General features: G+C 49.3%; 6 protein-coding genes. 3 read left to right on the top strand and 3 right to left on the bottom strand.

Going from position 1 to position 9,800, the window contains the following annotated elements; translation table 11 throughout:
* Positions 1–29 precede the first annotated feature (29 nt).
* From PHW04_18510 to PHW04_18500, 3 genes are all read right to left on the bottom strand, one after another.
* Complete coding sequence (locus PHW04_18510; protein MDD2717885.1) at positions 30–1,589, bottom strand: hypothetical protein; 1,560 nt, start codon at positions 1,587–1,589, stop codon at positions 30–32.
* A 122-nt stretch (positions 1,590–1,711) separates the two neighbouring features.
* Positions 1,712–3,343: a hypothetical protein gene (locus PHW04_18505; GenBank protein MDD2717884.1), complete on the bottom strand. Its 1,632-nt coding sequence runs from the start codon at positions 3,341–3,343 to the stop codon at positions 1,712–1,714.
* 391 nt (positions 3,344–3,734) lie between these two features.
* A complete protein-coding gene (locus PHW04_18500) occupies positions 3,735–6,332 on the bottom strand; it encodes a protein kinase (protein ID MDD2717883.1) in 2,598 nt (865 codons plus the stop codon).
* A gap of 403 nt (positions 6,333–6,735) precedes the next feature.
* Between PHW04_18500 and PHW04_18495 the strand changes: the two genes are divergently transcribed.
* The 3 genes from PHW04_18495 to PHW04_18485 form a co-directional block, all read left to right on the top strand.
* On the top strand, positions 6,736–7,620 hold the full coding sequence (locus PHW04_18495) for a hypothetical protein (GenBank protein MDD2717882.1): 885 nt from the start codon (positions 6,736–6,738) through the stop codon (positions 7,618–7,620).
* Between the two features lie 278 nt (positions 7,621–7,898).
* Positions 7,899–8,975, top strand: a complete 1,077-nt coding sequence (locus PHW04_18490; GenBank protein MDD2717881.1) for a hypothetical protein — start codon at positions 7,899–7,901, stop codon at positions 8,973–8,975.
* 50 nt (positions 8,976–9,025) lie between these two features.
* Positions 9,026–9,800: hypothetical protein (locus PHW04_18485; GenBank protein ID MDD2717880.1), on the top strand; the 775-nt coding region annotated here is incomplete at its 3' end.

The following is a 9,800-nucleotide window of genomic DNA, read 5'->3' as shown; positions in this document are numbered from 1 at the left end:
ACAGCTCTCCATATCGTCTGCGCGGCAGATCAGGTCCAGGACATGCTCTGCACAGGGTTGCTGCCTGTCTCGATGTAATACAGCTTCACAATGCCGTCCCGGCACAGGCCGTATAACATGATCGTGCCGTCTGCTTCCTGCCTGCATACGCACTCCTTGAAGGGGTTGGCGAGCTGGATCAGGAAATTTTTCACTTTGTCCAGCAGGGTATTGAGATCGCGTTTGTATTTAGCCACTTCCTTAGTATATTTATATGTTTTTACGGGGTGCAGCTCCCCTCCCTGGCAAATGCCTTCCTCAGCCAGAAATGATTTGGAAGTGAAAAAGGCTCCGTTGATTCCCAGGCTGGCCGCATTCACATCCACGCCAAGACTGATCTGTTTCTTTTCCAGGCGTATCTCTTTCCAGGCTTGATAAGGAAGGCTTTCCTGCTCTGCGTTCTGCATCAGGTTCTGCACCTGGCGATACATTTCCCTCACCTTTTCCTTAACGATTCCGGCATTCAGAGAACCGCTGCCGCTTGTCACGTCCTTTGCCACCAGGATGATTTCCCGGAAATACTTCTCCGCCAGTTCCTTACTGATGTCAAAGGAGTAAATGCATTTCCCGGCTAGAGCTTGATCCAATTCAGCGGACTCGGCGCAGTTCCCTGCTTCGGCTTTGAGTTCCCTGATAAAAGGATTGTCCGGTCCGTCAGTGAATTCGAAACCATTGGCAAAATAGACGCTCATCCCGTTGAAAGTCTTGTCCTGCTTGAACTTAAGGATCAGATGCAGTTCAAAGGAAACTGATTGGGCTGCAGGATACGGGTTGAGGGGAATGTTTCCGCCTGCCAGGCTCAAGGCAAGGTTGCCAGCATTGAAGCTTCCGGCCAGAGAGCTCTTGTAAATCACCAGATACTTATCATCGCTGTCAGGAGAATTGACCACCCGGCCTTCGAGGCCTTCCCCCATCGTGGCCGAGGCTCCGATATCGCCTGAAACGCCCGCACTGTTCCCCAGACCGAGATAACCGCCAATGCCGGCTGAAATCTTCAGCGAACCGGACAGAGCGAGCCCGGCGGAAGTCATGTGCTCCATGGCATGGCTCCGGCTGAAATCGCAGAAATCATTGGCACAGGTCGCATCTTTGGCAGCAAGTTTCAGTTCTCCCGGCTTAAAAGTGAAAAACTGGTTGGTGCCAAGCGAGAGCGTCAGTTCCGCTTCAGCACCGGCGTTTATGCCTCCACCGATGCTTTTGTCAAAAGCCTTGGCGTCTAGAATGGAAAGATGCGGGCCGAGGCTTGCGGAAAAGGTTCCGTTGAGGGACGGATTGAAGACAAAGGTGATTTCATCTTCCCTTGGGTCTGCTAATTTTCGGGATGCAAATGTGACTGCCACGCATACTTTGGGTTCTATGGCCACATTGGCGTCTGCAAGAAGGACAGTGGGACCTCCGGCTGCAGAGACTCCCACATCTGCCAGATAAGCATACCGGCAATATGCTCCATCACCCCTGACAATGTTGCCGAAAGGATCCCTGACAACACCGGCCGAAATTACGTTTCCAGACATCCAAAGCAGAAGCGCCAGCAAGAAAAATGGTTTCATACTACCTCCAGTGGAAATTTTCGATCCGGCAGGTTTCAATGTAGCCATTTCACCTGGCCAGGATCGTACGCCTACGAGTTAATTATCACCGGCAGAAACCCTGTTTCAAGCTTCAATCCGCTTCATCCAGCTTCATTTTGAAAGGCCTCCTGTAGACTCATCCCGGATCTCACTGCGCTCCACACGGACTGAGCTTCAGTTCCTGTCCAGGTCCGGCCCTGTATCTGATCGCCGTCCGGCTCAAAGTAATACACAGTCACCCTGCCGTCAGCGAACAGGCCGTAAAGAATCAGCGTACCGTCCCCGTCCTGCCTGCAGATGTATTCCCTGGTGAGCAGCTGAGGCACGAACTTCAGGAGCTTTTCCACCAGAGCAGGTATCTCACGCTTGAATTTGGCGATTTCTTGAGTATATTTGTGAGTCTTCCCGGGATCAGGTTGCAACTGGCCTCCTGCCAGGTTTCCCTCTTCGGCCAGATAGGATTTGGAGGTGATCAGGGATGTGCTCAGCCCGAGTTTGGCGATATCCACATTCAGGCTGCCCCCGACTTCTGTCTTGGACAGGCGGATCTCTTTCCACAGGTGATAAGGAACGCTTTCGGAAGACAGGCTTTTCATCATTTCCTGAGCTTTGCTGTACATACCCTTGATCGTATCCTTGAGAGTGTCCTCATTCAGCGTTCCAGCTCCGTCCTTCACTTTATTTGCAGTATCCACTATTTCCTTGAGATATTTCTCAGCAAGTTCCCTGCTGATGTCGAATGAATAGCTGCATTTTCCGCCCACTGCCTTGTCCAGTTCGGCGCATTCAGCGCAACTCCCGGCTTCCTCCTTGAGCTGCTTCACGAAATCGTTGTCTCCACCGTTTGTAAACTCGAAGCCATTGGCAAAATAAAGGCTCATCCCGTTGAAGCTCTTGTCTGCCTTGAACTTCAGACCGAGGTGCAGCTCATATGAGACTGAATCGGAGTTCACGTTGGGCATGAGCTTGAGGTCTCTTCCCATCACCAGCTTGGACAGTTCGGTGGCCTTGAAACTGCCGGAAACCGAGCTTTTAAAAATCACTACGAACTTGTCATCGCTGTCAGCATTGAGCCTGCCTTCCACACCGTAACCCATGGTGGCAGAGGCTCCGATGTCAGCCGAGACTCCAGCCACATCCTTCAGGCCAAGGAAGCCTCCGATTCCGGCTTCTATTTTCAGGCTGGAAAATATGGAAAGTCCGGCGGATGTCATGTGGTCTTTGGCATTACCGCGGCTGAAGTCGCAGAAATCATTGGCACAGGTCGCGCCCTTCTCTTCCAGCTTGAGTTCGCCGGGAGCATAAACGAACACCGAATGCATTCCCAGCTTGATCGCGGCTTCCGCTCCGGCACTGGCACTGGCAGAGGCTCCGATGGTCGTGTCAAAGGCTTTCGCATCCAGAATCTGCAGTTTCGGTCCTACGCTGGCGGCAAAGGTGCCGGAGATTTCCGGACTGATGGTGAAGGTGATTTCATCTTTCCCAGGATCGTCCACGCTGCCTGAAGCGAAGATCACTCCCACGCAATACTTGGGAGCAACAGCCACAGTGACATCGGCGAGCAGCACTGTGGCGCCGATTCCCAGGGATCCGCCGAGAGTGCCGAGATAGCTGTACTTGCAGTGCGGGCCTTCCCTGCCTGTGATGTTGCCGAAAGCATCCCGCTCTACACCTGCGATGACCGTATTTTCTGCCAGGATAAAAATGATGAGTAAAGAAAACAAATACTTCATACTTCCCCCCGTTGATTCTTTAAGTAAATTATTACCCGGCTGAACCAGGTTTCAAGCTTCATTCGGCTTCAATCCGCTTCAAATGGCTTCTTTGTCAAGGAATTGAGATTCATGTGTAAAATATTTCAGCTTGCAGCAGATTGCCTCAGATTGCTACTGGATTGCTCGGTGACTATGGAAAATAATATAGCAGTAAGGACGCAGAAGGAGGACTGTATGGAAAAGCTGCTGATCATGCTGATGGGACTTACTGCTGTGGCATTATTGCGGGCAAGCGAAATAATGAGGTTTATCTATCATGCAATAGTGATCTTTCAGAAAATCGTGCCTGTCTGATTCGAGAATCTGCCGAAGCTGAATGAAGCAATTTGAAACTTCCCTTTCCACTTGTTCAGGCAGTTTTCCTGAATCTGAGTTTCAGGGGAAGCTTCTCCCCCGAGTGAAAGAAGCGGCTGAAAACCAGAATTTTGGAGTTTTCCAGCTTGACTGTCTCGTCAGGTTCGAGAGAGATAGTATCGACTTTCAGGGAATCAGGGACTGAGATTAAAAATATCTGTTCCCTGGATATATTGAATGGATAATCAGGAATCGAAAATTCCAGTCCGTTTCCGTTTTCTGTCAGCTTAATGGGTTCGTATTCAGCTGAAAGGAAAAGTGCTTCCCCGTTTTTCACAGGCTCAGACAGCTTGACTGCGGCAAGATAATTTCCAAAAGCAGTCGGGCATTTTTTAATTTTTGCTTCCTGAATCCTGCCACTCCCGTCTGAAAAAGGCGTGGACGGAATTTCAGCCAGGTGAACCCACACCTCTTCAACCCTTCGGGTACGGAAAACAATCTCGGACCAGGTTTTAAAAATGCTGCAACTGCCGCTTCCGGACATTTCGTAGCAGGACACGGTTCCAATGAAACTGCCTGCACCATAGCATCGGAAATCCAGACCCTGAAGGCAGCTTCTACGGATGAACTTTTTTATCAATTCTGTGAATTCAGGCCGGAAATTTCCCGGGTTCAGGCCTGAAAGGTCACAACTCACGATCCGCGTTTCGATTTCAGCCAGAGACAGGAAATTCCGCTCAAATCCAATATTTCTGCAAATCTGGAGAGTTTGAGCAGCCTTATCCGGGTTACCGAAGGATTCATGCATGCGGTAAAGCAGGTAGTACAGCCGTGACTTTTCAAAATCAGATCTTGTGCTCCCGATGGCCTGCCTCAATCTGTTGCAGGCTGCCTCCGGATGATTTCTAGCAGCTTCCACTCTGGCCATCATCGACAATGCCCAGTCCAAGGAAGGGTCATCTTCCAGAACATTTGCCAGCTTTTTCCCAGCTTCCTCAAATCTTCCCGTAAGGATCAACTGCTCCAAAGTAACCAGGTTCAGCTCTATCAGATCCGGGTACTTCTCCGCCCTGCTTTCCATTATTTTCAATGCTTTTTCCGTTTTTCCCATTCCCGCATAAATCTCAGACATTTCAAAGTAAATCCTGTTGTATTCAGGATTTACTGCCAGGATCTGTTCAAGGCAGGTGAGTGCTCTGTCGAAATCGGTATCATAATACGAAGCCAGGTAGTCCATGTATAAAATCACTTCATCTGCTGGGTAGACTTTCAGATAACAGCGGTAAAGTTCTGATGTGCTTTTTTCTCCATGCTTGATGGTCTTTTCGAGGATCTCCAGCTTAAGCAGATCCGATTCCGTCAGGGAACCCTCTGCTGCCCTGGCCGCTGGCAGCCGCTCCTCCAATGATCTCAGTTCGAATGATGACGAGTAAGCATTGTATAGCAGCAATAAGGCGTCAATGCAGGTGGGATGCAGTTCCAGAGCCTGCATCAATTTATCGACCGCATCAACAAATTTCATCTTCACGAAAAAATCGTTCCTGGCTTCTTCATACAAAGCCCTGGCAGCGGAAATGTTTCCGTCATGACCGATAGCGGCAATTGAGATTTCACCACCGGATTTCAGGGAAAGCATTTTCTTCCTGACTTCCTGCTTTGCGGACAGTTGCAGAAAAAAATCTCTCACACCCTGGAAAATAGGGAAAGCACGACCGCTCCGCCTGATCTCGTCGGCTAGCTCAGCAGCGGACTGAAAACGATCTGTTTCCTTAGTCCGCAGACATTTCAGGATTATGCTGTTAGGCCTGGAAGTGATCGCAGGATTCAATTCATGCGGCTCAGGAAATCTCCCCTCTGTGATTCCTGCCACAATCGCCGGGATATCTTCTTCCTCCACAGGTCTTCTCAGCGTGGCCAGTTCATAATAAGTGGCACCCAGGCTGTATATATCGGTGAGAGGGGTGATTCTGGCTTTCTTTCCCTGAAATTGCTCGGGTGACATGTAATTAATTGTGCCTATCATCTGTTCGGTGCGGGTTAGATCTAAGGAATCGCCGGTTTTGGCCAGCCCGAAATCCACGAGTTTCACCTCACCGTCGGTGCAGATCAGGATGTTGGCAGGTTTGATGTCACGATGCACAATCCCCAGCCTGTGCACTTCGCTGAGAGTGTCGGCGATTTCAGCGATCAGGGAATTGACCCGTCCAAGATATTCGGGATCTGAAAGCGGGGGCCTCAGCGGATCGCGCAGGAAATACGGGAGTTCAGGGTCTGATTCCTTGAGATAGCCCATTTCCAGCAGTTCATCGAGCTTGTATTTATCGCCAGAGACCATCCTGGCTTTCTTTATAAAACTCTCCAGCGAATTCCCTTCCACATATTCCATCACGAAATAAGGGAAGCCCTGATGCTCTCCGAATGAGTAAATCTGCACAACACCGTGATGGCGGCACTGAGCGAGCAGCCTGGCTTCGCGCAGGAAACGCTCCCCTGCGGTCTTTCCAGACAGTGGATTCATGATCTTGATGGCGACCGGACGGTCCAGCGCCTGGTCAAAGCCCTTGTAAACTACGCCCATGCCGCCCTCGCCTACCTGCTCGATGACAGTGCAGCCGGAAATCAGGGTGCCTTTTTCCAGAAAAACCGGATTCATAGACACAGGCTATCATCATTTTCAGCACCCTGTCAAAGCATCTGTTGCACAATGCAGCAGATTGAAATTGTATAGTTCCGGCTCTATCAGCACCACTACCAAAGCTGTCATTGACTGGGCCATTTTCGAATTTGGTCATTGATGAATTTGAGCGCATCATCATTGTAACAGAAAGGCTTTTCATTCCCATCCCGGGAAAACAGTGCAGGATCAAGCCATTCCCTTCCGATCATGATCCCGAAGTACCTGTTCGTCTGCATCAAGGGGTCAACAGCGTTGAACTCATTACGATCTTTTTTTCCCGATGAAGCATGTTGAAGCAAGTTGAAACTTCCCGATCCCGTTGCTCCAGGTAATAATTTGCATATGGAGAATAACGATAAAAAATATGCAAGGGGGGAGTATGAAAAAACTCATCAGAACCGTGACCGCATCCTGGCTCATCAAAGTTTTCATCGTGTCGTCGCTCATTGCTCAGTTTGGAAGCACCTCTTTTGCCTGCGGACTGTGTTCGGGCAAGCAGGAGAACTTGAAGCCCCAGTATTACATGGAGTTGGAAAAGATTCATGAGCATGCCGTGAAAAACACACGCGAAGCAAACGTGTGGACCGTCTATACAGCCATCTTCCGCACTCTGGACTTCACCTTCCAGTCGCCTGGTTCAGGTGGACAGACGCATGTGAACATCAGCTTCAGCGATTCCGAGATGGCCATGATCCGCCAGGCTCTGGAAAGTTACAAGGAACTGGTATTTTCATACAGCGGCGGGATGATGAAGATCAACATGAAAATAGAAATCATCGAGGAACCGCTGAAGAGCATGTCACCTGTAAAAGATAAATACTGGCTGAGCCCTGAAGATGCGAAAAATATGATCACAGGTCATTATGCGCCAGGACACACAGATAACATTCTGGCTTATGTCAAAACCAATGACGGCCAGGGGCAGGAAGTGCCAACTTTCCTCTGGGGAGGCGCTTTAGGTGGTGATTATGGCCTTGATGGAGCGGGCTGGATCAGCATTCAGGACGGAGGCGGCATTCCGACCAACGGAGAGCTGGAACTGCATGAATGGCTGCATGTAGTGGACTGGGCCTTATACCACAGGACGAACTTTCCGGATGAACTCGTCTGCAGCCCTGACGACGGCCGCTATGAAGGCCAAGACGGCGGCGATCCCTGCTACAGGCGCAAACCGAGTGAACCGAACTGGCTGGGTTTTTACTACCACATCATGAGCGGGCATATCACCCCCGAGATGTGGCGGGTGGCCCGCTGCAGGCCGTGATTTTGGAAAAAAGGCAGAGGTGTTTATATGAAGATTAATTTTATCGCTAGGAGCACAATCTTGAAACGATAACCTTCAAGTCTTTCACTATCTGTGAAGCAGATTGAAGCAGGATGAAACTTCCATTTCCAATCATTTAAGAAAAGAATTGATTTAAGATCAAAACAAGGGGGGAAATATGGAAAAGAACATCAACTCAATGAATGAAATGATCAATGCAAAAGTGGAAAAGGAAATCGCTTAAGTGTGGAAAAATTTGATGGTTGAAGGAGGAAAGTATGCTGAAATTCATGAAAACTATAATCTGGTCTTCGCCGATCTGCGTTTCAATCGTGATTGCGGTCATTTTTCTTCAGGAGACTGCAGTTTACGCCGGAACTTCGGAGTGCGAGACGATAGTGATTGCCTATGGCGCTAACCGACAAATCAGCAACGATATTTGCAAGATCAATCCTGATGGAAGCGGGAAAGTCAATCTCACAAACACGCCAGATGAAGATGAAGAAGAGCCTGTGATCTCACCTGACGGGAGCAGAATCGCTTTTACCTCGTCATCGTATTCATCGGATGGCAGGAAAACATCACTCTGCATCATGAACAGCGATGGGTCTGACCGGAAAACTTTGACCAGCGAAACTGACGCGACCGGTTTCACAGACTATGAAGGCGCGGATTTTTCCGCAGACGGAACAAGCCTCGCCTTTTCATCGCACGGAAAAGAATGCGGAGTAAGTATGGTCTGGACGATCAAAACGGATGGAACAGGTATTGTTAAAGCTTTTGATACAGTATTTTCAATGGGGCAACTTTGCTATTCCGGGAACGATAAAATTATTTATGCCAAAAGCCTCAGTGCTGAACCTGCACCTGAACTGAGAGTGGGCATTTTTATTCGGAGAATAACAGGCAGTGAATCTACCCTGACTGACTCGACCGCTGCAGGGGAGAGTGTGGAGACCATGCTCACCGGCGGCACAGACCTTTCCACAATATACTCCAGTCCATGTCTCTCCCCAGACGGGAAAATTGTAGCCTTTGTTATGAGAAGTAACAAGGATTTCAAGTGTTCAATCGGCCTGATCGGCATTAACGGCGGAAGTTGCGAAGTGCTGGAGCTCCCGAAGCCAATTGCGGATGCAATCGATTCCAGCCAGTCTTCAGCGAACAAATCTATGATCTCCGACCTGATAGCCAGAAGCACCCTATGGGATCTGTGCTTATCCCCTGACGGTCAAAAACTGGCTTTTAACCGGGACGGAAAATTGTGTGTTTTAGAGCTTGCTAATCCCTCTAACAGCAAAATGATTTTAGATAAAATAGGCATAGGATTTGACTGGTGGACAATCAAAAATTAGTCCTGTCAGTAAATCTCAAGCACGTTTCTGAAGCTTCTACAGGAGATAGTATGAATTATTTAAACCATGTTGTCCTCATGCTCGCCGTATTAACAGCCTGCTGTGTTCAAGCGGATGTTTCCGCTGCCGGGCAGAATGCTGCAGACATTCGCTGGAAATTTCCGGATCTTACGGAACAGAAAGATCTTATGGAAGAGCGCCGTTTTGATTTACTCGATCAGGGCCGCACAGAAGAAGCCAGAATTCTTCTGGATAATTACTACTCCTTATCTGCACAGGCCTATCTTTCCTCCTGGCCGGTCCTGCAGGAAACATGCAGGATCAGCAATCAGAAAGGAGAGCCGCAGGCTGTATCATTTCTGGAAAAGAAACCTGTTTCAGAGGTTACACGCGAAATTGAAGACTTGAAGCTCGCCTCCGACTGGCTGAGCAAAAGAAAGTCACCTGTCACGCTGAAATCAGAAGTCACCCTGTTTTCCTTTCTGATGCTGCTGCATGATAATCCGGCTCTTCTGACTTTCTATGACTGCGTTTTGAAAGACGACCTGGCCGCAGCGTCGGATAAAGCCCGGAAACTGGGCAGCGTTGAAATTGACGCAGCCGTCCTTGCGCGGATGTGCAAGTCAGCTGTGAAAAAGGACAATCCGGACATGCTCGGTTTGATCAGGAGCGTCGTTCCGCTGAAGGCCTTTGCTGAAGCGGCTCAGAAATTGGTTTCCCTGGCAGCATACGACAATAAAACCGGAACTGTAAAATACCTGCTCAAGCTCCCGGAATTCCCTTCCACGATTTTCTCTCTGAGCAGGGACAGGGATCTTTACATTC

The organism is Candidatus Wallbacteria bacterium (assembly GCA_028687545.1).
Taxonomy (GTDB): Bacteria; Muiribacteriota; JAQTZZ01; order JAQTZZ01; family JAQTZZ01; genus JAQTZZ01.
This window is presented reverse-complemented; position numbering and strand designations above follow the sequence as displayed.

Bases quoted from the DNA above. Each gene is read 5' to 3' on its own strand.
- PHW04_18510 (MDD2717885.1), bottom strand. From the start codon at position 1,589: ATGAAACCATTTTTCTTGCTGGCGCTTCTGCTTTGGATGTCTGGAAAC.
- PHW04_18505 (MDD2717884.1), bottom strand. From the start codon at position 3,343: ATGAAGTATTTGTTTTCTTTACTCATCATTTTTATCCTGGCAGAAAAT.
- PHW04_18500 (MDD2717883.1), bottom strand. From the start codon at position 6,332: ATGAATCCGGTTTTTCTGGAAAAAGGCACCCTGATTTCCGGCTGCACT.
- PHW04_18495 (MDD2717882.1), top strand. From the start codon at position 6,736: ATGAAAAAACTCATCAGAACCGTGACCGCATCCTGGCTCATCAAAGTT.
- PHW04_18490 (MDD2717881.1), top strand. From the start codon at position 7,899: ATGCTGAAATTCATGAAAACTATAATCTGGTCTTCGCCGATCTGCGTT.